This window comes from Leifsonia poae, assembly GCF_050632195.1.
GTDB lineage: Bacteria > Actinomycetota > Actinomycetes > Actinomycetales > Microbacteriaceae > Leifsonia > Leifsonia poae_C.
The window spans coordinates 2,498,014-2,518,857 of sequence record NZ_CP192580.1 but is presented as its reverse complement, the minus strand read 5'-3'; the positions used below and the strand labels follow the sequence as shown (position 1 = coordinate 2,518,857).

The 20,844-nt window shown below is 67.3% G+C and carries 16 protein-coding genes, 4 tRNA genes and 4 pseudogenes; 18 read left to right on the top strand and 6 right to left on the bottom strand.

What is annotated here, in order from left to right:
• Positions 1-112: 112 nt before the first annotated feature.
• From ACQ86A_RS12770 to hpaD, 8 genes and pseudogenes are all read left to right on the top strand, one after another.
• Positions 113-1,423, top strand: a complete 1,311-nt coding sequence (locus ACQ86A_RS12770; protein ID WP_431277400.1) for an LCP family protein — start codon at positions 113-115, stop codon at positions 1,421-1,423.
• Between the two features lie 34 nt (positions 1,424-1,457).
• Positions 1,458-2,165: an IclR family transcriptional regulator gene (locus ACQ86A_RS12765; protein WP_431277399.1), complete on the top strand. Its 708-nt coding sequence runs from the start codon at positions 1,458-1,460 to the stop codon at positions 2,163-2,165.
• 80 nt (positions 2,166-2,245) lie between these two features.
• Positions 2,246-3,031 (top strand): 2-oxo-hept-4-ene-1,7-dioate hydratase, encoded by a 786-nt coding sequence (gene hpaH, locus ACQ86A_RS12760; protein ID WP_431277398.1) that lies wholly within the window; start codon positions 2,246-2,248, stop codon positions 3,029-3,031.
• Positions 3,016-3,836 (top strand): annotated as a pseudogene (locus tag ACQ86A_RS12755) (aldolase/citrate lyase family protein). The gene hpaH and the pseudogene ACQ86A_RS12755 overlap by 16 nt, the downstream one beginning before the upstream one ends.
• A 78-nt stretch (positions 3,837-3,914) precedes the next feature.
• A pseudogene (locus ACQ86A_RS12750) lies at positions 3,915-5,346 on the top strand (fumarylacetoacetate hydrolase family protein).
• Complete coding sequence (locus tag ACQ86A_RS12745) at positions 5,328-6,017, top strand: GntR family transcriptional regulator (protein ID WP_431277397.1); 690 nt, start codon at positions 5,328-5,330, stop codon at positions 6,015-6,017. The pseudogene ACQ86A_RS12750 and the gene ACQ86A_RS12745 overlap by 19 nt, the downstream one beginning before the upstream one ends.
• A gap of 32 nt (positions 6,018-6,049) precedes the next feature.
• Positions 6,050-7,542 (top strand): annotated as a pseudogene (hpaE, locus tag ACQ86A_RS12740) (5-carboxymethyl-2-hydroxymuconate semialdehyde dehydrogenase).
• A gap of 32 nt (positions 7,543-7,574) precedes the next feature.
• Positions 7,575-8,714 (top strand): 3,4-dihydroxyphenylacetate 2,3-dioxygenase, encoded by a 1,140-nt coding sequence (gene hpaD / locus ACQ86A_RS12735; protein ID WP_431277396.1) that lies wholly within the window; start codon positions 7,575-7,577, stop codon positions 8,712-8,714.
• Positions 8,715-8,756: 42 nt separating this feature from the next.
• Here hpaD and ACQ86A_RS12730 read toward each other — a convergent pair.
• The 4 genes and pseudogenes from ACQ86A_RS12730 to ACQ86A_RS12715 form a co-directional block, all read right to left on the bottom strand.
• Positions 8,757-10,651 (bottom strand): annotated as a pseudogene (locus ACQ86A_RS12730) (FAD-binding monooxygenase).
• Positions 10,652-10,746: 95 nt separating this feature from the next.
• Positions 10,747-11,229: a MarR family transcriptional regulator gene (locus ACQ86A_RS12725; protein WP_431277395.1), complete on the bottom strand. Its 483-nt coding sequence runs from the start codon at positions 11,227-11,229 to the stop codon at positions 10,747-10,749.
• A 52-nt stretch (positions 11,230-11,281) separates the two neighbouring features.
• Positions 11,282-11,578, bottom strand: coding sequence for a hypothetical protein (locus ACQ86A_RS12720; RefSeq protein WP_431277394.1), 297 nt, complete (start codon positions 11,576-11,578; stop codon positions 11,282-11,284).
• Positions 11,579-11,656: 78 nt separating this feature from the next.
• Positions 11,657-11,732 (bottom strand) — tRNA-Val (locus ACQ86A_RS12715).
• A gap of 164 nt (positions 11,733-11,896) precedes the next feature.
• Between ACQ86A_RS12715 and ACQ86A_RS12710 the strand changes: the two genes are divergently transcribed.
• From ACQ86A_RS12710 to ACQ86A_RS12690, 5 genes are all read left to right on the top strand, one after another.
• A tRNA-Gly gene (locus ACQ86A_RS12710) sits at positions 11,897-11,968 on the top strand.
• A gap of 53 nt (positions 11,969-12,021) precedes the next feature.
• Positions 12,022-12,095: transfer RNA gene (locus tag ACQ86A_RS12705), tRNA-Cys, on the top strand.
• Between the two features lie 17 nt (positions 12,096-12,112).
• Positions 12,113-12,187: transfer RNA gene (locus tag ACQ86A_RS12700), tRNA-Val, on the top strand.
• A 96-nt stretch (positions 12,188-12,283) separates the two neighbouring features.
• Positions 12,284-14,266: a threonine--tRNA ligase gene (thrS, locus tag ACQ86A_RS12695; RefSeq protein ID WP_431277393.1), complete on the top strand. Its 1,983-nt coding sequence runs from the start codon at positions 12,284-12,286 to the stop codon at positions 14,264-14,266.
• Complete coding sequence (locus ACQ86A_RS12690) at positions 14,254-14,871, top strand: HIT family protein (RefSeq protein ID WP_431277392.1); 618 nt, start codon at positions 14,254-14,256, stop codon at positions 14,869-14,871. Before thrS ends, ACQ86A_RS12690 begins: the two co-directional genes overlap by 13 nt.
• 92 nt (positions 14,872-14,963) lie before the next feature.
• Here the strand turns inward: ACQ86A_RS12690 and pdxY are convergent, their stop codons facing one another.
• Positions 14,964-15,815 carry a pyridoxal kinase PdxY gene (pdxY, locus tag ACQ86A_RS12685; RefSeq protein WP_431277391.1) on the bottom strand — a complete coding sequence of 284 codons (852 nt, stop codon included), beginning with the start codon at positions 15,813-15,815 and terminating at the stop codon, positions 14,964-14,966.
• The gene (locus ACQ86A_RS12680) at positions 15,812-17,200 is read right to left on the bottom strand and encodes an aminotransferase class I/II-fold pyridoxal phosphate-dependent enzyme (protein WP_431277390.1); all 1,389 of its coding nucleotides are present in this window, start codon (positions 17,198-17,200) and stop codon (positions 15,812-15,814) included. Before ACQ86A_RS12680 ends, pdxY begins: the two co-directional genes overlap by 4 nt.
• A gap of 94 nt (positions 17,201-17,294) precedes the next feature.
• Between ACQ86A_RS12680 and pdxS the strand changes: the two genes are divergently transcribed.
• The 5 genes from pdxS to ruvA all read left to right on the top strand — a co-directional run bounded on the left by pdxS (position 17,295) and on the right by ruvA (position 20,843).
• Complete coding sequence (gene pdxS, locus ACQ86A_RS12675; RefSeq protein WP_431277389.1) at positions 17,295-18,197, top strand: pyridoxal 5'-phosphate synthase lyase subunit PdxS; 903 nt, start codon at positions 17,295-17,297, stop codon at positions 18,195-18,197.
• Positions 18,187-18,786 carry a pyridoxal 5'-phosphate synthase glutaminase subunit PdxT gene (pdxT, locus tag ACQ86A_RS12670; RefSeq protein ID WP_431277388.1) on the top strand — a complete coding sequence of 200 codons (600 nt, stop codon included), beginning with the start codon at positions 18,187-18,189 and terminating at the stop codon, positions 18,784-18,786. Before pdxS ends, pdxT begins: the two co-directional genes overlap by 11 nt.
• Before the next feature lie 75 nt (positions 18,787-18,861).
• Positions 18,862-19,620 carry a YebC/PmpR family DNA-binding transcriptional regulator gene (locus ACQ86A_RS12665; protein ID WP_431277387.1) on the top strand — a complete coding sequence of 253 codons (759 nt, stop codon included), beginning with the start codon at positions 18,862-18,864 and terminating at the stop codon, positions 19,618-19,620.
• Between the two features lie 18 nt (positions 19,621-19,638).
• Positions 19,639-20,223, top strand: a complete 585-nt coding sequence (gene ruvC, locus ACQ86A_RS12660; protein ID WP_431280441.1) for a crossover junction endodeoxyribonuclease RuvC — start codon at positions 19,639-19,641, stop codon at positions 20,221-20,223.
• Positions 20,220-20,843 (top strand): Holliday junction branch migration protein RuvA, encoded by a 624-nt coding sequence (gene ruvA, locus ACQ86A_RS12655; protein ID WP_431277386.1) that lies wholly within the window; start codon positions 20,220-20,222, stop codon positions 20,841-20,843. Before ruvC ends, ruvA begins: the two co-directional genes overlap by 4 nt.
• Position 20,844: the final 1 nt, after the last annotated feature.

Genomic DNA, 20,844 nt, shown 5'->3' with positions numbered 1-20,844 from the left:
CTCCAAGCTCGTCGATCTCTCAGACCGATCCAAGGGTTCGGGCAGGAAGGGCGGCTAGCGTGATCGAGCCGACGCGCCCGCGACCGGTTTGACCAGACTCGGAGAACGAACGTTGCGAACCGATCCGGCCCACACGCCGCACCATCAGCAGTTCCGCGACCGCACCCGGGGCGGCGTCCCGCCGGTGCGCCACGGCGCGCTGAAGCATCGCCGGCCGCACACGTCGATCCTCAAGCTCCTCGGCGCCATCGTGACCGTAGCCGTCGTCAGCAGCGCGGGAGTCGCAGCCTATGCAGTGACCGACACCGTCACGTCGATCAAGCCCGGTGTGCACCTCGCCACCGCGCCCGGCCAGACGCCTCCGGCCGTGGGGGCCGTCGACGGCGCCGTCAACCTCCTGCTGACCGGAACAGACACACGCACGGGGCAGGGCGGGCAGTTCGGCACGGCCAAGGAACTCGCCGGGAGTTCGGGCGCAGGCAGCAACGATGTCACCATGGTGCTCCACATCTCGGCGGATCACACCAACGCCACGGTCATCAGCATCCCGCGCGACCTGGTGACGAGCGTCCCTTCGTGCCCGAAGCCCAACGGCGGCACGAGCTCCCCGCAAAGCGCAGCGATGTTCAACACCACGCTGGCGACCGGCGGGCTCTCGTGCGTGGTGCTGACCGCCGAGAAGCTGACCGGGTTGAGCATCCCGTATGCCGCCATGATCTCGTTCGACGGTGTGATCGGCATGTCGAACGCGGTCGGCGGCGTCGACGTCTGCCTCGCGACTCCGCTGAAGGACCCGTACGTCGGCCTGAACCTCGCTGCCGGCCAGCAGACCCTGGTGGGGGCGGATGCGCTGGCCTTCGTGCGCAGCCGTCACGGCGTCGGCGACGGCAGCGACCTCGGTCGAATCAGCAACCAGCAGCTGTTCCTGTCCGCCCTGCTCCGCAAGGTGACCAGTGCGGGTGTGCTCAGTAACCCTCTGACGCTGTACACGCTGGCGCACGCGGCGGTGACCAACATGACTCTGTCGGACACGCTCACGCAGCCGACGACCCTGGTGTCGATCGCGCTGGCGCTGAAGAACATCAGCCTCGACAAGATCGTCTTCGTGCAATACCCGACCCGTACCGATCCCACCAACGCCAACCGGGTCGTCACGGATGCACAGAGCGCCGCCCTTCTGCAGAGCGCGCTCGCCAGCGATCAGCCCCTGCAGCTCTCGGGCAAGCTGGGCGCGGCGACGGAAGCGGCGCCGGGATCCGCTGCCACACCCACCACCACCCCGACAGCACCCGCTGACGGCAGTGCCACGACCGGATCAACGGGTGCGACCGCGACCCCGACGCCGAACTCCACCAGCGTCGCCCTCCCTGACAACGTCACCGGCCAGACCGCGGCCGACCAGACCTGCACGAAGGGCAACTAACCCCGGCCTCGGGCGGCGTTCTATAATCGAACACATGTCGACCGTCCCCGAGGCGCAGCCACCGTTGCAGACGCTGGCACGGGGCATCCGGATGCTCGAAGTGCTCGCGGAGTCCGGCGAACCGATGACGATCGCCGGCATCGCATCCCAGTTGGAGCTGCACCGCTCGATCGTCTACCGGCTGCTGCGGACGCTGGAGGAGTACAGCCTGGTCGTGCGCGACCCGTCGGGCGCCGTGCGACTCGGCCCGCGGATGGCGACGCTTGCGCGCTCTGTCTCGCGCGACCTGCAGTCTGCGGCGCTCCCGCAGCTGACCGCGATCGCCAACGAGCTGGCGATGACGGCATTCCTCGCGGTTCTGGACAGGCACGACGTGGTCACGCTGGTGTCGGTCGCGCCCGCCAATGCCCACGTCACGGTCGCTCAGAAGCCCGGCACACGCCATCCACTCGCTTTCGGTGCGCCCGGTATCGCCATCCAGTCGGTGCTCTCCGAGGCGCAGTGGGGAGCGCTCCCCGACGAGCATCCGCGCCATGAAGCGGCGGACGCTCGAACGCGGGGGTACGCGACCAGTCACGACGAGGTCATCCCCGGACTCGCTTCCGTGGCCGTACCCGTCGCGGCGCCGAACCAGCCCGTCTCGGCGCTGGCCGTCGTCTACGTCGCGGACGGACGCGACGTGGAGGCCATCGGCGCGCGACTCCGTGAGTCGGCCGCGGCGATCTCGGACGCTCTGCACTGAGAGACCTCCTCGCGGGGAGGCTACACGTCGGTGACCGTATACGATCCCGGTAGACGCAGCCGACGACGAAGGAGACGCCCGTGCTCGACCCTTCCACCATCCAGGAGATCGCGGACGAGCTCGCGACCGCCGAACGCGAGCGGTCGACCGTTCCGCTCCTCACTGCCCGCCACCCCGGGATGACAGTGGACGACTCGTACGCCGTGCAGCGGGTCTGGGTGGAGCGAGGACTCGCAGCGGGCCGGAGGCTCGTCGGTCGCAAGATCGGGCTGACGTCGAAGGCGATGCAGCAGGCGACCGGCATCACCGAGCCCGACTACGGCTCGATCTTCGCCGACATGGTCTACGAGAGCGGTGCAGTCATCCCCGTCGACCGCTTCTCGAACGTGCGCATCGAGGTCGAGCTAGCGTTCGTGCTCGATGCTCCGCTGGAGGGTCCGGATGTGACGCTGTTCGACGTCCTGTCGGCGACCCGGTATGTGGTGCCCGCGCTCGAGATCCTGAGCTCGCGGATCGACATGACGGGCCGCACGATCGTGGACACGATCTCGGACAACGCGGCGATGGGCGGCATGGTCGTGGGCGGCCGTCCTGTCGCGCCGGATGCGGTCGACCTGCGCTGGGTGGCAGCGCTGCTGTTCCGCAACGAGACGATCGAGGAGTCCGGAGTCGCAGCCGCCGTGCTGAACCATCCGGCGAACGGCGTCGCCTGGCTTGCGAACAAGCTCTCGCAGCACGGAACCCGGCTGGAGGCAGGACAGATCGTGCTCGCGGGGTCGTTCACCCGCCCGGTGTGGGTGGAGCGCGGAGACACGATTCATGCCGACTACGGAACCCTGGGAGCAGTGACATGCCGATTCGTCTAGAGCCGACCCTCGCCGATCGTCTACGCGATGCTGAGCGCACCCAGTACGGGATCTGGGTGTGCTCAGGGAGCCCGCTCGTGGGGAGATCTGCGCCGGCGCAGGATTCGACATCGTGCTCATCGACGGCGAGCACTCGCCGATCGGGCTGGAGTCCACTCTTGCGCTCCTGCAGACGGTCGCTGCGTATCCGGTGACCCCGCTCGTGCGGGCGCCCATCGGCGACACCGTGATCGTGAAGCAGCTGCTCGACCTCGGTGCGCAGAACCTCCTCATCCCGATGGTGAACGATGTCCCGCAGGCGGAGGCGATGGTCGCCGCCGTGCGATACCCGCCGCTCGGGGTGCGCGGCGTCGGCAGTGCGCTGGCACGCTCCGCCCGCTGGAACCGTGTCGAGAACTACCTTGCGCGAGCCCACGAGCACGTCTCGCTGTTCGTGCAGATCGAGACTGCAGAGGCGGTCGCCGCGGCCGGGGCCATCTCCGGTGTCGAGGGGGTCGACGGACTCCTCGTCGGGCCGGCCGATCTCGCCGCGTCCATGGGGCTCCTCGGGCAGCAAAGCCATCCCGATGTGATCGCGGCGGTTGAAGAGGTCATTCAGCAGGGGATCGCCGCGGGCACTCCGGTCGGCGTGAACGCCTTCGATCCGGAGGTGGCCGAGCATTACACCGCCGCCGGCGCGGCCTTCGTGCTGGTCGGATCGGATGTCACTCTGCTGGCGAATGCGTCTGACGCGCTCTCGCGCCGATTCGTCGGCGACCGTGACGGCGGCGTTCGCGAGGCCGGTGGGGGAGCGAGCACCTACTGACCTAGCCTCGGCCGTCGTGATTGTATACAATCTCGAATACGGTCGCTGCTGCGACCATCCCCGACGACGAGGAGACGCGTGAGCGACATCGGCCGCCCCGGCAAGGTCATCGCGGTTCACCTGAACTACCGCTCGCGCGCGGCGCAGCGGGTCGTGTCCCTGCGACGCCGTCCTACTTCTTCAAGCCCAGCTCGTCGATCGCGGTGAGCGGATCCGAGTTGGAACGGCCCGCAGGTACCGAGTTGCTGGCCTTCGAGGGCGAGATCGCGCTCATCATCGGTCGCTCGACCCGCCGGGTGTCTCCGGATGAGGGCTGGGCCGCCGTCTCGGGAGTGACCGCCGCGAACGACTTCGGTCTCTACGACCTCCGTGCGGCCGACAAGGGCTCGAACGTCCGCTCGAAGGGGGCGACGGATTCACGCCCCTCGGACCGATCGTCATCGCCGCGTCGTCGGTCGACCCGTCCGCCCTGCGCGTGCGGACGTGGCTGAACGGCGACCTGGTGCAGGAGGGGTCGACCGACGACCTGCTGTTCCCCTTCGGCCAGTTGGTGGCCGACATCTCACAGCTGATGACGCTCGAAGCGGGCGACGTCATCCTCACCGGCACACCGGCAGGCTCGTCGGTGGCCCAGCCGGGCGACGTGGTCGAGGTCGAGGTGGACGCGCCGAACGCGTCGGGAGCGCCGACCAGCGGCCGGCTGGTCACCCGGATCGTCGAGGGGCGCATCCCGTTCGGTGACTTCGGCACGCTGCCGGGCATCGACGATCACCAGCGCGCGGAGGCATACGGCGTTCGACCCGAACCCGGATTCGTGCTCACGGAGGACGTGCGGGCCAAGCTCGCCTCAGTCGGAACAGCGACACTCAGTTCGCAACTGCGCAAACGAGGGTTGGACAACGTGTCGATAGACGGTCTCGCCTCGACCAGACCCGATCGACACCTGATCGGGACCGCCCGGACGCTGCGCTACATCCCGAATCGCGAAGACCTCTTCGAGAGCCACGGAGGCGGATACAACGCCCAGAAACGCGCGTTCGACTCCGTCGGCGCCGGTGAGGTGCTCGTGATCGACGCCCGCGGCGAGGTCGGCAGCGGAACCGTCGGGGACGTGCTCGCCCTCCGTGCCCAGGTGAACGGCGCTGCGGGAATCGTCACTGACGGGGGAGTGCGCGACATCGCGGCGGTCGCCGCCCTCGACATCCCGACCTATCATCGGGGGTCGCACCCGGCGGTGCTCGGCCGCAAGCACGTGCCGTGGGACACGGATGTGACGATCGCCTGCGGAGGCGCGGCAGTACAGCCCGGCGACGTGATCGTGGGCGATGCCGACGGTCTGCTGGTGATCCCGCCCGGCCTCGTGGAGGAGGTCGTCGATGCAGCGATCGAACAGGAACGCGAGGAGGAGTTCGTGGCCGAGCAGGTCGCATCCGGACATCGCGTCGATGGTCTCTTTCCGATGAACGCCGAGTGGAAGGACCGGTACCGTCGATGGCTGGCCCAGCGCTGAAGACGGCGGTCGCGCCGAGCAAGTCGCAGCTCGCGTACGGCTTCATCCGTGAGCGCATCGACGACGGCCGCTATGTCTCCGGGTATCGGCTCGTACTCGGCCAGATCGCCGGCGAACTCGGGATCAGCGTCGTCCCCGTGCGGGAGGCGATCCGCCGGCTCGAAGCCGAGGGGCTCGTGACGTTCGAGAAGAACGTGGGCGCGCAGGTCGCCCTGCTCCAGGATGCCGAGTACAGCTACACGATGGAAACGCTCGCCCTGGTGGAGGGTGCAGCGACGGCGTTGTCGTCACCGTTCGTCACGGCCGATCACCTTGCCAGAGCGCGCGAGGTCAACGGCGAAATGATCGCGTGCCTCGACGAGTTCATCCCGCACCGGTTCACGCAGCTGAATCAGCGTTTCCACTCCGTGCTGTTCGAGGAGTGCCCGAACCCGCACATCCTGGACCTGGTGCATCGTGGCTGGAACCGGCTGACGGTGCTGCGCGACTCCACCTTCAGCTTCGTACCCGGTCGAGCCCGCGAGTCCGTTCAGGAGCACGCGCAGATTCTCTCGTTGATCGAGTCGGGCGCCGAGCCGCTCGCCATCGAGCTGGCTGCACGCCGGCATCGGCTCGCCACGTTGGACGCGCTGCACGCGTATCAGGCGGAGCACGCTCCGAGTCGCCAGTAGTCGTTCGAGTCGTCAGAAAGAAGCACGCGCACATGCCGAAGCACTACGTCCCACAGGGCCTGCCCGATCGCATCCGTCACTTCATCGACGGCGAGTTCGTCGACAGCGTCTCCGGCGCGACGTTCGACGTGCTCGATCCGGTGTCGAACGAGACCTATGCGACAGCCGCAGCCGGGCAGAAGGAGGACATCGATCTGGCCGTCGCGGCTGCCACGCGCGCGTTCAAGCACGGACCGTGGCCCCGGATGAAGCCCCGCGAGCGCGCCCGGGTGCTGAACCGCATCGCCGACGGTGTCGCGGCACAGGATGCGCGCCTCGCCGAGCTCGAGACCTTCGACACCGGGCTTCCGATCACCCAGGCGCTCGGCCAGGCTCAGCGCGCGGCGGAGAACTTCCGCTTCTTCGCCGACCTGATCGTCGCCCAGACCGACGACGCGTTCAAAGTTCCGGGCAGCCAGCTCAACTACGTGAATCGCAAGCCCATCGGCGTGGCCGGGTTGATCACGCCGTGGAACACGCCGTTCATGCTCGAGAGCTGGAAGCTGGCGCCCGCACTGACATCCGGGTGCACGGTCGTGCTCAAGCCGGCCGAGTTCACCCCGCTGTCGGCGAGCCTGTGGGCGGACATCTTCCGCGACGCCGGGCTCCCAGACGGTGTATTCAACCTCGTCAACGGCCTCGGTGAGGAGGCGGGGGATGCGCTGGTGAAGCATCCGGATGTCCCGCTCATCTCATTCACCGGCGAGAGCAGCACCGGGCAGCTGATTTTCGGCAACGCGGCCCCCTTCCTCAAGGGGCTGTCGATGGAGCTCGGCGGCAAGTCGCCCGCGGTGGTCTTCGCCGATGCTGATCTGGATGCCGCGATCGACTCCACCCTGTTCGGCGTGTTCTCGTTGAACGGCGAGCGCTGCACGGCCGGCTCACGCATCCTCGTCGAGCGCTCGATCTACGACGAGTTCCTGACGCGGTACGCCGAGCGGGCCCGGAAGATCGTGGTCGGCGACCCCCACGATCCGCTGACCGAGGTCGGCGCGCTCGTGCATCCTGAGCACTACGACAAGGTGATGAGCTATGTCGAGATCGGCAAAACCGAGGGGCGCCTGCTCGCGGGTGGCGGCCGACCCGAGGGTCTCAGTCACGGCAACTACGTCGCCCCGACGGTTTTCGCTGATGTGGCGCCGGATGCACGGATCTTCCAGGAGGAGATCTTCGGCCCGGTGGTCGCCATCACGCCGTTCGACACCGACGCCGAGGCCCTCCAACTCGCCAACGGCGTGCGCTACGGCCTCGCCGCTTACATCTGGACCACCGACCTCGAGCGCGCCCACACCTTCGCGCAGAGCGTCGAGGCAGGGATGGTGTGGCTCAACTCGCACAATGTGCGCGACCTGCGCACGCCCTTCGGCGGGGTGAAGGCATCGGGCCTGGGCCACGAGGAGGCTACCGCTCGATCGACTTCTACACGGACCAGCAGGCAGTGCACATCTCGCTCGGGCCCGTCCACACCGCGCGATTCGGCGCCTGACCACATCCCCGGCAAGCAAGGAAGCTTCGACCATGACAACACCTCTCACGCCCGACGCACCCGAGCCCGTCATCACGGCGAGTGATCCCATCGCAGCGCCGGCCGACCGCATCCCGACCCCGAAGGCCGCTCCGCCGAACGTGCTCCGGTGCGCGTACCTGGAGCTCGTGGTCACCGATCTGCAGGCGAGCCGCAATTTCTATGTCGACGTTCTCGGGCTCATCGTGACGGAGGAAGACGAGAAAGCGGTCTACCTGCGCAGCTTTGAGGAGTTCATCCATCACAACCTCGTACTTCGACAGGGTCCGGTGGCGGCAGCGGCGGCATTCGCCTACCGCGTGAACTCACCGGAGGACCTGGACCGAGCTGTCGAGTTCTACACCGAGTTGGGCTGCCGGGTCGAGCGCAGAACGGGTGGATTCACCAAGGGCATCGGCGACTCGGTGCGGGTCGAAGACCCGCTCGGCTTTCCCTACGAGTTCTTCTACGACGTGCAGCACGTCGAACGGCTCGCGTGGCGCTACGACCTGTACACGCCCGGCGCGCTGGTGCGACTCGACCACTTCAATCAGGTGACTCCGGATGTGCCCCGGGCCGTCAAATACATGGAGGATCTGGGCTTTCGCGTGACCGAGGACATCCAGGATGCCGACGGCGTCACGTATGCCGCGTGGATGCGCCGCAAGCCCACCGTGCACGACACCGCGATGACGGGTGGCGACGGACCCCGGATGCACCACATCGCGTTCGCGACGCACGAGAAGCACAACATCATCTCGATCTGCGACAAGCTCGGTGCGCTGCGGATGTCCGACGTGATCGAGCGGGGACCGGGCCGTCACGGGGTCTCGAACGCGTTCTACCTCTATCTGCGCGACCCCGATGGACACCGCATCGAGATCTACACGCAGGACTACTACACCGGCGATCCCGACAACCCGGTCGTCACCTGGGATGTGCACGACAACCAGCGGCGCGACTGGTGGGGGAATCCGGTCGTGCCGAGCTGGTACACCGACGCCTCGCCTGTTCTCGACCTCGACGGCAATCCTCAGCCGTTGACAGCCCGCACCGACGACTCCGAGATGGCGGTGACCATCGGTGCGGACGGGTTCTCGTACACCCGCAAGGGCGACGACGAGCAGGGGTTCAAGCTCGGCGCGCAGCTCTGAGCTGAGCTTTGAGCCGAGCTTTGAGCCGAGGCCTGACCGGGTTCAGACGGTGGCCAGCCCCGAGTGGACCCGGCCGAAGAACGCGGCCAGTTCATCCGTCGCCGTGAGCGGCAGCACGTCCGCGACGTACTGGTCGGGGCGGACGACGACGATGGCGCCGCCGCGATCGATCCCACGCAGGTCGAAGATGTCCTGCCCGGGCGCGGAGGCGTAGACCTTCTCGTAGTCGATCAGGGCGAAGTGTCCGGTGCGGGGAAGGAACGCCGCCGGAACCTCGCCGAGGTCGACCCCCGCGTGATCTTGTTGGTAGATCACCTTGACGTCGAACCAGGCGTCGATGTCTGAGCCCTCTGGAGTCGCTGCCAGCGGTGAGTCCGGCGAGCTCTCGAGCCACGCCGCAAAATCGGCGGTCGGCGATGCCGCGCCGGCAGAGGCCGAGTCGGCGAAGACGTAGATGCGCCAGCGCCCGTCGGCTCGTGCGTGGTGTCCGAGCTGTACGGGGTTGGTATCGGCGACCCTCTCGACGACGGCCGACTTGAACCGCTTCCCGATCGGGTATCCGGATGCGAGCTGCTGATGCACGGGCTCGCCGACGATCATCGACGGCGCGTACTCCGTCATGAAACCCGCAGGGAACTCGGCTGTGCGGGTGTAGAAGTCCTCGAGTTCGGACGGGCTGTCGAACTCCTCCGGCCGCTTCGCCATCATCGTGGACCACGTCCGGTCGAAGTCGATGAGGTTCTTGGCGACGACCTGCCGCTCGGCCGAGTACGTGGCGAGCAGGTCCGCCGGGCTGCGGCCCTCGAGCACGTGCCCGAGCTTCCACCCCAGGTTGAACCCGTCCTGCATCGACACGTTCATCCCTTGGCCCGCCTTGGCGCTGTGCGTGTGGCAGGCATCACCGGTGATGAACACTCGGGGGAGGCGCGTTCCGATCTCCTCTCGGGGCACGTCGTCGAAACGGTCTGTCAGCCTGTGCCCGACCTCGTAAACGCTGTGCCAGGCGACGTTCTTCACGTCGAGCGTGTACGGGTGCAGGATCTCGTTCGCCTGCTCGATGATGTGCTCGATCGACGTCTCACGCACCGCGCCGTGGTCATCGGGGAGACCTCGCCGAGATCCACGTACATCCGGAACAGGTAGCCGCCTTCACGCGGGATGAGCAGGATGTTGCCGCCCGAGCCCGACTGGATCGCGCACTTGGTGCGGATGTCGGGGAAGTCGGTGACCGCGAGCACGTCCATGACGCCCCAGGCGTGGTTGGCCTGGTCGCCCGCCATCGTGCATCCGATAGAGTCACGGACCCGGCTTCGGGCGCCATCGGCGCCGACCACGTACTTGGCGCGCACCGTGCGCTCTTCGCCGATGCGTTCACCGGTCGTGTGCGCGAGCCTGACCGTCACAGGATGATCGCCCTCGCCGGTGATCTCGAGTCCCAAGAACTCGAAGCCGTAGTCGGGCCGCACACGAGCGGGAGAGTTAGCGGCGTACTCGGCGAAGTAGTCGAGAACGCGAGCCTGGTTGACGAGGAGGTGAGGGAACTCGCTGATCCCAGTGGGGTCGTCGACCGCCCTCGCGGCACGATGGATGCGAGACGGATCCGCGGGGTCGGGTTTCCAGAACGCCATCTCGGTGATGCGGTACGCCTCGGCGACGATCCGCTCCGCGAATCCGAACGCCTGGAACGTCTCGACGCTGCGCGCCTGGATGCCGTCGGCCTGGCCGATCTCGAGCCGCCCGGGCCGCCGCTCGATGATCCGGGTCGTGATTCCGGGGAACTGTGCCAGCTGCGCCGCCGTGATCATTCCTGCCGGACCGGTTCCCACGATGAGGACGTCGACTTCGGCGGGGAGGTCGTCAGGTCGGTCGAGCCCGACTCCGGCCGCGGGCTGCACACGCGGGTCGCCGGACACGTAGCCGTTGTGGTGGAACTGCACGATCTCTCCTCACATCGTCGTGAGCTGGAGCCATCCCCAAGCGTTCGATAATCGAACACGCGGTTCGATTATCGCTCAGCCCATGATAGCAACGCTCAGCGCAGGGAGAAGGCGAAGCGACCGTCGTGGATCGGTTCCCCACCTGCTGCGCCGGCGAAGAGCTCGAACGCCGCGGCTACCCGCTCCTGGTCGTCTTCCGACATCGTCTCGAGCACCTGCGTCATCGCCTGGCGCCGCTGGTCGAGCACATGGTCGACCAATGCGGTGCCCGCTTCGGTGAGGTCGAGTTGGATGTATCGCCGATCGACGGGGTGGTCGCTCCGCACGACATAGCCGGCCTGTACGAGCTTGTCGCTGGCCCGGGTGGCGTTCGACGGATGCACGCCGAGCTCCGACGCGACCTCGCCCAGATTCTGGGGCCCCGCCGATGCGATCAGCATCAGGATGCGCAACTGCGGCGTGGTGACCCTGTCCTCCACCTCGAAGACTGACCGGGCCGCCACGCGCATCAGCACGTTCGCAGCCGACAGTGCGGCATCTTCAGCTCGGACGGCGACCGGCGACCTCGAATCAGTCATGCGACCCAGTATCGTTCCAATCGTTGCGCTGGCGCAACCATTGCGACTCTGGCTACTGGTTCTCGGCGATGGGCTCCACAGCCGCCGGCTGCGGCGAACTCCCGAGCAGCCTGCCTACGTACGTCATGACGACGGATGCCCCGATCAGTGCGACCCCGAGCGGCGGCAGCACCTGCGAGATCAGCTGAACGAACATGTTGAGCAGCACCAGCAGGCCCTGATCCAACCCATTGGACACCGACGTCTGGCTCACCAGGCTGTAGCCGACATACGGGAGGAGAACGGCCAACCCCACCCCGCCGACGGTCAGCCCGATGCCCCACCAGAGCACGACCTTCGGCCGCAGCATTGACGCATTCATTCGATCCCCCTGATCACGCGGTCGCTTCGGTGCGACGCTCAGCGATGATCGTAGCGGAGGAGGTTCTGGTGGGCGATACCGGACTCGAACCGATGACCTCTTCCGTGTGAAGGAAGCGCGCTACCAACTGCGCCAATCGCCCTGAACTGCGCCGGAGGATTCCCGGCTGCGAGACTCGATACTAGCCGACCGAGCGCCGTGAACGCACATCGACGCACGACACACCCGGCGGCGTGGCACGGTTTGGCGAACGGCGAATGAATCGGCTACAGTCATTCAAGTGCCGCGAGTGTTGCGGTGAAAAATGCGGATGTGGCGCAGTGGTAGCGCATAACCTTGCCAAGGTTAGGGTCGCGAGTTCGAATCTCGTCATCCGCTCGAGTCGGCCCGGTCGAAAGATCGGGCCTCTCACTACGGTGGTGAACCCAAACGGTGGATTGGCCGAGAGGCGAGGCAGCGGCCTGCAAAGCCGTATACACGGGTTCGAATCCCGTATCCACCTCCAACCTGCATCGCAGGTTTGGGCGATTGGCGCAGCGGTAGCGCGCTTCCCTGACACGGAAGAGGTCACTGGTTCGATCCCAGTATCGCCCACCACAACGAAGACCCGAGCGGATGCGCTCGGGTCTTTTCGCATCCGGAGCCCCACTAAAGTTGGTACGTCCCCAACAATGAACTTTAGGAGTGGTAAAGGTGGCTGACGGCTTCGAGCTCTTCACCGACCGTTCCGTTGTCGCGATGCGCGTCAACGGCGAGCTGAAAGATCTCGCAACGCAGGTCACGACCACCGACACCGTCGAACCGGTGACCATCGACTCGCCCGACGGGCTGAGCATCCTGCGCCACTCCACCGCCCACGTGCTCGCTCAGGCGGTGCAGGCGATCAACCCGGAGGCGAAGCTCGGCATCGGGCCGCCCATCACCGACGGTTTCTATTACGACTTCGACGTCGTCGAGTCGTTCACGCCCGAAGACCTCAAGGTGCTCGACAAGGAGATGTCGCGCATCGTCCGCGCCGGGCAGCGCTTCGTGCGTCGCGTCGTGACCGACGACGAGGCGCGTGCCGAGATGGCGAGCGAGCCGTACAAGCTCGAGCTCATCGGGCTGAAGGGCGGCGTGGTTCACGGCGACACAGCAGCGTTCGACGAGAGCGAGAGCGTCGAGGTGGGCGGCGGCGAGCTGACCATCTACGACAACGTCGATCCCAAGACCGGTGAGACGGTCTGGAAAGACCTCTGCCGCGGGCCGCACCTGCCGAACACGCGCATGATCGGCAACGGCTGGGCGCTTACCCGAGTTGCCGCCGCTTACTGGCGCGGCAACGAGAAGAACAAGCAGCTCCAGCGCATCTACGGCACGGCGTGGCCGACCAAGGATGAGCTGCGCGCCTACCAGGTGCGTATGGAGGAGGCCGCCAAGCGCGACCACCGCAAGCTCGGCGCCGAACTCGACCTTTTCAGCTTCCCGGATGAGATCGGCTCGGGCCTCGCGGTGTTCCACCCCAAGGGCGGCATCATCCGGAACGAGATCGAGAACTACATGCGCGAGCGGCTGATCGCGAACGACTACGAGCTCGTGAACACCCCGCACATCACCAAGGGCCGGCTCTACGAGATCAGCCAGCACCTCAACTGGTATCGCGAGGGCATGTTCCCCCCGATGCACCTCGACGAGGAGATCGACGCCGAGGGCAATGTGACCCGGCAGGGTCAGGACTACTACCTGAAGCCCATGAACTGCCCGATGCACAACCTGATCTACCGGGCGCGCGGACGCAGCTATCGTGAGCTGCCGCTGCGGCTGGCGGAGTTCGGCACGGTCTACCGCTACGAGAAGAGTGGAACGCTCTCGGGCCTGACTCGCGTGCGCGGCCTGACTCAGGACGACGCCCACATCTACGTGACCGAAGACCAGATCAAGGACGAGGTGGCGCGTCAGCTCGAGTTCGTTCTCGAGACCCTTCGCGGCTACGGGCTCGACAACTTCTACCTGGAACTGTCGACCAAGGATCCCGACAAGTACGTCGGCTCGGACGAGAGCTGGGAGCAGGCGACGGAGACGCTGCGGCAGGTCGCCGTCGAGTCCGGTCTTGAGCTCGTCGCCGACCCGGGCGGTGCGGCGTTCTACGGCCCGAAGATCTCGGTGCAGGCTCGGGATGCGATCGGCCGCACCTGGCAGCTCTCGACCGTGCAGCTCGACTTCAACCAGCCCGAGCTGTTCGAGCTGGAGTACACGGCGGCTGACGGCACCCGCAAGCAGCCGGCGATGATCCACCGCGCGCTGCTCGGCTCGATCGAGCGGTTCTTCGCGATCCTGCTGGAGCACTATGCGGGCGCTTTCCCGGTGTGGCTGTCCCCGGTTCAGGTGGTGGGCATCCCTGTCGCCGACAATTACGGACCGTTCCTCGACGACGTGATCTCGCGGCTCAAGGCTCGCGGAGTTCGCGCCGAGGTCGACCACTCCGACGACCGCATGCAGAAGAAGATCCGCACGCACACCAAGGCGAAGGTCCCGTACCAGCTGATCGTGGGCGAAGAGGATGCGGCGGCAGGCACGGTCAGCTTCCGCTTCCGCGACGGCACGCAGCGCAACGGGGTGACCATCGACGAGGCGATCGACCGCATCACGACCGCGATCCAGAAGCACGAGCAGGTCGACACCGCATGGCTCGACTGAGCATCGAGGACTACGACGTTCCTGAGGGGGACGGGGAGCCGGGGCACGGCGTCGCATCCGACGCTGTGCGCGCCGACGACCCGTCCTCGCTCGTCGGCGTGCCCGACGAGTTCCAGCGCCTCTGGACCCCTCACCGCATGGTCTACATCCAGCACGGTCAGCAGCCGGGCAAGGACGACTGCCCGTTCTGCGTCGCGCCGGCCAAGAGCGACGAGGAGGCGCTGATCGTCGCTCGCGGTGTGCACGCGTACGCGCTCCTCAACCTCTTCCCGTACAACAGCGGCCACCTGCTGGTCGTCCCGTATCGTCACATCGCGATGTACGACGAGGCGACGCCGGAGGAGGTCGCCGAGATCGGGAGCATCACCCAGACCGCCATGCGGGTCATCCGCGAGGTCTCCAAGAACGACGGCTTCAACCTCGGGATGAACCAGGGCGCGGTGGCCGGCGCAGGCATCGCCGCGCACCTGCACCAGCACATCGTGCCGCGCTGGGCTCAGGATGCGAACTTCCTGCCGATCATCGCCAAGACCAAGGCGCTTCCACAGCTGCTCGGCGACGTGCGAAAGGCCATCGCCGACGCCTGGCCTCAGGACGCTGCATAGCCTGCGAGTCGCCGAGTAGCGGCAAATCGACCTTCCTGGGCATCGGGAAGGTCGATTCGGCGCCACTCGAAGGCAGGGAACGGCGCGGGACGTCAGCGCACGCGCGTGACGGGGAACTGCTCGCGCGGGTTCGCGTAGAACTCCTGCGACTCGACGAGCTGCAGCTCCCGTTCGCCGGATTCATGCGTGCGAGCGAGTAGGTCGAAGACGCTCGACACGGTCTTGCGCAGCGCGACCTCGGCAGACCCGCCGCGCACGTAGTGCGCCGTGAATAGCGCGGCCGTCACGTCGCCCGACCCGTTCGCCTTCATCGGCAGGCGCGGGGTCTGCACGATCCATGCTCCGTCGTCGTCGACGGCGAGCATCTCGATCGTGTCCTCGGGACGGTCGGGGCGCTCGACGCTGGTCACGAGCACCGTTCTCGGCCCCATGGCGCGAGCGGCGTCGACCGACTCGAGGGTTGACTCCAGCGTGTCCGGAGACGTACCGGTGAGGTAGCCGAGCTCGAACTGATTGGGCGTGATGATGTCGGCGACCGGCACGACCCGGTCGCGCAGCAGGTCGGGGATGGCCGGGGCGACGAAGCATCCGGATGCCGCATTGCCCATCACGGGATCGCACGCGTACACGGCGTTGGGGTTCGCCGCCTTGACCCGCGCCACGGCGTCGATGATCACGTCTCCGATGCCTTCGCTGCCCTGGTAGCCCGAGAGCACGGCGTCGATCTGGCCGAGGACTCCGCGCTCCTCGATGCCCGTGATGACCTCGCGCACGTCTTCCGGCGCGATGAGCGGGCCGCGCCAGGCTCCGTATCCGGTGTGGTTGGAGAAGGTGACTGTATAGACCGGCAACACCTCGACGCCGATGCGCTGGAGCGGGAACACGGCGGCGGAGTTGCCGACGTGACCGTAGGCGACAGCGGACTGGATCGAGAGGATCTTCATCCCTCGATCCTCTCATCCTGCGGATGCCGCACCGTTCGCTCGGCGATCGCCCGGGCGAGGTCGTCGGCGAGCCGGACGGTCTCCTCATCGGTGAGGTCGTGCACGGTGAGCCGCAGGTGCTGCGACGGCACCGGATGCTCCGCCAGCAGGAACTCGTCGCCGGTACGGGCGAGCCAGCCCATGCGCATCAAGCGCTCGGCCACCGACCGGGCCGCGCCCCGCGCCGTTCCGTTCGCATCCTGAGGCAGGGCGACCCAGAGGTTCAACCCGTCCGCACCGGACGAGGGGATGCCCCGCTCGCTGAGCAGCGCAGCGAACGCCGCGTTGCGCTCGGCATAATGGCGGCCGGCTGCGGCGATCTGGTCGAGCACTGCGTCGTCGGTGAGCTGCGCGAGCACGAGCCGCTGCAGGATGTGGCTGACCCAGGTGGTGCCGGGGCTCAGCCGGAACGCCAGGCGCTCGGCGGTCTCGGGGTCGGTGGCGGCCAGGGCGAGGCACATGTCGGGTCCGAGGAACTTCGATACGGAGCGCACGAGCGCGAACCGGCGGTGGCCGGGGCCGATCAGCGTCTCGTATGGCCGCTGGGAGAGCATCGAGAAGTGGTCGTCTTCGATGACGAGCACGTACGGATGCTCGGCGAGCAGCGCTCGCAGCTCGGCGGCACGGCGCGGGGAGAGCGTGGCTCCGGTCGGGTTCTGAGCACGTGGGGTGCAGATGATCGCCCTCACGCCGGAGTCGAGAGCGGCGCGGAGGCCGTCGACGGTCATCCCTTCGTCATCGACCGGAACGGGGATGGTGCGGTAGCCGCCGAGCCGCACGGTGTGGATGCTCGCGAGGAAGCACGGGTCTTCGAGCGCGACCGCGTCATCGCGGTGGAGTGCCTGGGCGAGCAGTCGCTCGACGGCGTCGGCAGCACCGTTCGTCACGGTGATCTGCAGGGGACGGTCGGGAAGGTCTTCGCGCATCCAGGCCGTCGCCCACTCGTCGAGCGCGGGGTCGATCACGGGTTCGCCGTAGAGCACCGGGCGGCCGATGGCGCTGGCCAGGGCGGGGGAGAGGTCGGGGATGCGCCGGGCGTCCGGATTGCCCGTGCCGATGTCGCGCAGCACGCTGTCGGCGGCGTAGCCCTCCTGCGCGACCGCATCGAGGCCGGCGATCACCGTGCCCGCGCGGCCGCGCGCGACCACCAGGCCGGCTTGGGCGAGCAGGCGATATGCGGCGACCGCGGTGTTGCGGTTGACACCGAGCTGAACGGCGAGATTGCGCACGGGTGGCAGGGGATCGCCGCGGCGTAGCGACCCGCGTTCGTGCAGTTCCCGCACGCTCGCGGCGATCTCGGATGCCGTGCCGCCGGTGATACCCACTTCGTCGCTCACTTCGCTCATTTCGCTCCCGAGGTGCGAGTCTACTGAGCTTCGGCGAGGATGCTATCGTTCGGCATAGGCCAAACAACTTTTTGTTCCGCACGAGAGGGCGACGATGACAGACAGCGAGCAGGGAACCGCGACAGGATCGAACCGGGTCAAGCGCGGCCTGGCCGAGATGCTGAAGGGCGGCGTCATCATGGACGTCGTCACCCCCGAGCAGGCGCGCATCGCCGAGGACGCGGGAGCGGTCGCCGTGATGGCGCTCGAGCGCGTTCCGGCCGACATCCGCTCGCAGGGCGGCGTGGCGCGGATGAGCGACCCCGACCTCATCGAGGCGATCATCGCCGAGGTCTCGATCCCGGTCATGGCGAAGGCCCGCATCGGCCACTTCGTCGAGGCGCAGGTGTTGCAGGCGCTCGACGTCGACTACATCGACGAGTCCGAGGTGCTGAGCCCGGCCGACTACGTGAACCACATCGACAAGTGGGGCTTCACGGTTCCCTTCGTGTGCGGTGCGACCAACCTGGGTGAGGCACTGCGCCGCATCAACGAGGGTGCCGCCATGATCCGCTCGAAGGGCGAGGCCGGAACGGGCGACGTCTCGGAGGCGACCAAGCACATCCGCAAGATCAAGTCGGAGATCGCCGCGCTGAGCGCGATGAGCAAGGACGAGCTCTACGTCGCAGCCAAGGAGCTGCAGGCGCCCTACGACCTCGTGGTCGAGGTCGCCGAGACCGGCAAGCTCCCCGTCGTGCTCTTCACCGCCGGTGGCGTCGCCACCCCGGCTGACGCGGCCATGATGATGCAGCTCGGCGCGGACGGCGTCTTCGTGGGTTCCGGCATCTTCAAGTCGGGTAACCCGGCGCAGCGCGCGGCGGCCGTCGTGAAGGCCACCACCTTCTTCGACGACCCCGCGGTGATCGCGGACGTCTCGCGCGGCCTCGGCGAGGCGATGGTCGGCATCAACGTGTCCGACCTCGCGGCGCCGCACCGGCTCGCCGAGCGTGGCTGGTAACCCACAGGTCGGCGTCCTCGCCCTTCAGGGTGATTTCCGCGAGCACATCGCGGTTCTCCGCGGCCTCGGCGCGGACGCCGTCCCGGTGCGTCGGCCCGAGGAGCTTGCGCAGGTCGACGGCCTGGTGATCCCGGGCGGCGAGTCGAGCGTGATGGACAAGCTCTCCAGAACGTTCGGGCTCGCGCAGCCCTTGAAGGATGCGATCGCCGGCGGCCTGCCCGTGTACGGGACGTGCGCCGGGCTCATCATGCTGGCCGACCGCATCCTGGACGGGATCGCCGGTCAGCAGAGCCTCGGCGGCCTCGACGTCGCCGTACGCCGGAACGCGTTCGGGTCGCAACTCGACTCGTTCGAGACCGATCTGGACATCCCGGTGCTTGGGGATGTCCCGGTGCACGCCGTGTTCATCCGTGCACCCATCGTGGAAAGCGTGGGGGCTAACGCGACGGCTTTGGCTACTGTTGCGGACGGTCGCGTGGTGGCCGTCGAGCAGGGAAACCTGATCGGGACCTCGTTCCATCCCGAGATCACGGGCGAGACGCGCTTCCACCAGTACTTCCTCGACAAGGTTCGCGCAGCTTCGCGCTGATCGGCGAGGCCGTCCACCCGTCTGGCGCGCTGTTCTAGAATGGTCAGGATCTTTAGTCGTCTTTGAGGGAGCACAGTGTCCGGGCATTCCAAGTGGGCCACCACCAAGCACAAGAAAGCCGTGATCGATCAGCGTCGCGCCAAGTCGTTCGCGAAGCTCATCAAGAACATCGAGGTCGCGGCCAAGATGGGCGGCGCCGACATGTCGGGCAACCCGACCCTCGTCGACGCGGTGCAGAAGGCCAAGAAGACCTCGGTCCCGAACGACAACATCGACCGCGCCATCAAGCGCGGCGCCGGGCTCACCGGTGAGTCCATCGACTACGCGACGATCATGTATGAGGGCTACGGCTCGAACGGTGTCGCCCTGCTGATCGAGTGCCTCACCGAGAACAAGAACCGCGCTGCCGCGGAGGTCCGCACGGCGATGACGCGCAACGGCGGCACGATGGCCGACCCGGGCAGCGTCGCATACAACTTCCACCGCAAGGGTGTCATCGTGGTTCCCCACGCGGACGGCCTCAGCGAAGACGATGTGCTCGCGGCTGTGCTCGACGCCGGCGCCGAAGACGTCACCGATCGCGGCGAGACCTTCGAGGTCATCACTGAGGCCACCGACATGGTGGGCGCCCGTTCCGCGCTTCAGGATGCCGGCATCGACTACGACTCGGCCGACGTCGAGTTCGTGGCCACGGTCAACGTCGAGGCCGATGCCGAGACCGCCCGCAAGGTGTTCCGCCTGATCGACGCGCTCGAAGACTCCGACGATGTGCAGAACGTCTACACCAACCTCGATCTCAGCCCCGAGGTTCAGGCCGAGCTCGAGGCCGAGTAGCGGGAGCCTCTCGTGACGCTGAGAGTCCTGGGGATCGACCCGGGACTCACACGCTGCGGCGTCGGTGTCGTCGATGTGCGACCCGATCGCAAGGCGACTCTTGTCGCGGTCACGGTCATCCGCACGCCGCCGACGATGCCGCTGGAGGAACGTCTCCTCGCGGTCGGAAACGGCATCGAAGAGCTCCTGGATGCGCACACCCCGGCGATCGTCGCCATCGAGCGGGTGTTCGCCCAGCACAACCTCCGAACGGTGATGGGCACGGCGCAGGTCAGCGGCGTCGCACTCCATGCCGCCGCCAAGCGCGGTCTCTCCGTCGCCCTGCACACGCCGAGCGAGGTGAAGGCCGCGATCACGGGATACGGTTCCGCGGACAAGAAGCAGGTGCAGGCCATGGTCGCGCGTATCCTGGGCCTCGCCGAAGTTCCGAAGCCCGCGGATGCCGCTGACGCACTCGCGATCGCCATCTGCCATGCCTGGCGTGGCGCACCGGCATCGCCGGGCGGGGATGGCGGAGCCGACCTGACCCCGGCGCAGGCCGCGTGGCGCGCCGCGGAGCGGTCCAGTCGTGCGTCAGCCGTGCCCCGTAGGCTGGCCAGGTGATCTCCTCCCTGCGTGGCACCGTGCTCTCTGCTGCCGGCGGGACGGCTGTGATCGAGGTCGGCGGCGTCGGATTCTCCGTGCAGCTCACCCCCGATCACGTGCTGTCTCTCCGGATCGGCGACGAGGCATTCGTGCTGACTTCCCTGATCGTGCGCGAAGACGCGCTGCAACTGTTCGGATTCGCCGATTTGGACCAGTTGCAGGTCTTCGAACTGCTGACCGGGGTATCCGGAGTCGGTCCGAAATCCGCGATCGGCGTGCTCTCGGTGCTCTCGCCCGACCAGATCGCCGCGGCCGTGACCGACGACGACGACGCACCATTCCGCAAGGTCTCGGGTATCGGGCCGAAGACGGCGAAGCTGATCGTCGTGCAGCTCTCGGGCAAGCTCGCGGTCACCCGGCGGGCACCCGCGACCAAAGCGGCGGCAGGCTCGCCGTCCTCGATCGGCGACAGCGTCCTCGTGGCGCTGGTCGGCCTCGGCTGGCCCGAGAAGGTGGCGGCCGAAGCCGTCGCCGAGGTCGTGTCCGACACGGACGAGAAGTCGCGCGACAGCGTTCAGACCCTGCTGCGGCTGACCCTGGCCCGACTCGGTCCGGCGAAGCAGACCGGGAGGCCGTGAC

Excerpts from the sequence above, each read along its gene's own strand:
- ACQ86A_RS12765 (WP_431277399.1), top strand. The coding sequence starts at position 1,458 with ATGTCGACCGTCCCCGAGGCGCAGCCACCGTTGCAGACGCTGGCACGG.
- ACQ86A_RS12745 (WP_431277397.1), top strand. The coding sequence starts at position 5,328 with ATGGCTGGCCCAGCGCTGAAGACGGCGGTCGCGCCGAGCAAGTCGCAG.
- hpaD (WP_431277396.1), top strand. The coding sequence starts at position 7,575 with ATGACAACACCTCTCACGCCCGACGCACCCGAGCCCGTCATCACGGCG.
- ACQ86A_RS12725 (WP_431277395.1), bottom strand. The coding sequence starts at position 11,229 with ATGACTGATTCGAGGTCGCCGGTCGCCGTCCGAGCTGAAGATGCCGCA.
- ACQ86A_RS12720 (WP_431277394.1), bottom strand. The coding sequence starts at position 11,578 with ATGCTGCGGCCGAAGGTCGTGCTCTGGTGGGGCATCGGGCTGACCGTC.
- ACQ86A_RS12690 (WP_431277392.1), top strand. The coding sequence starts at position 14,254 with ATGGCTCGACTGAGCATCGAGGACTACGACGTTCCTGAGGGGGACGGG.
- pdxY (WP_431277391.1), bottom strand. The coding sequence starts at position 15,815 with ATGAAGATCCTCTCGATCCAGTCCGCTGTCGCCTACGGTCACGTCGGC.
- ACQ86A_RS12680 (WP_431277390.1), bottom strand. The coding sequence starts at position 17,200 with ATGAGCGAAGTGAGCGACGAAGTGGGTATCACCGGCGGCACGGCATCC.
- pdxS (WP_431277389.1), top strand. The coding sequence starts at position 17,295 with ATGACAGACAGCGAGCAGGGAACCGCGACAGGATCGAACCGGGTCAAG.